This is a genomic window from Pedobacter sp. 01N416 (assembly GCF_056399685.1).
The window spans coordinates 1-578 of record NZ_JBFTRT010001042.1 but is presented as its reverse complement, the minus strand read 5'-3'; the positions used below and the strand labels follow the sequence as shown (position 1 = coordinate 578).

At 35.1% G+C, this 578-nt stretch carries 1 protein-coding gene; it reads left to right on the top strand.

Annotated features, from left to right (window positions below; translation table 11 throughout):
* The coding region (locus AC1DND_RS29135; protein ID WP_477586494.1) for a glycosyltransferase at positions 1–578 on the top strand (578 nt) is incomplete at both ends.

The window sequence follows — 578 nt, the reverse complement described above, 5'->3', positions numbered from 1 at the left end:
TGAATTCGGTATATATGGTGGCAACAGCGGCGTATTCTTATTGTCACTAATCAATAGATTAAAAAAGCCATTCATTACCATTTTGCATACGGTTTTAAAAGAACCAAATTTTATGCAACAGACCATTATTAAAGAGATTGCAGTTAAATCATCTAAAGTAGTGGTGATGAGTAAAAAAGCAGTCATGTTTTTAACCAGTATTTACCAGATCCCTAAGGCTTCAATCAAATTAATTGAACATGGGGTTCCAGATCTGGAACCTATACCCAATAACGAAATTGTTCAGAGTGCGCTTTTTACTGATCGAAAGGTGCTGTTTACATTTGGCTTAATTAGCAGAAATAAAGGCTTAGAAACCGTAATTAAAGCTTTGCCAGAAATTGTCGCTCAACATCCAGATGTTTTATATGTGATTCTGGGCAATACTCATCCTGGCGTAGTAAAACATAATGGCGAAGAGTATCGCGATAGTTTGAAAGCATTGGCGAAAGACTTAGGGGTGGAAAATAATATTGCTTTCGTTAATAAATTTGTATCTGAAGAAGAATTGCACCAGTATTTAACAGCCTGTTATTTAT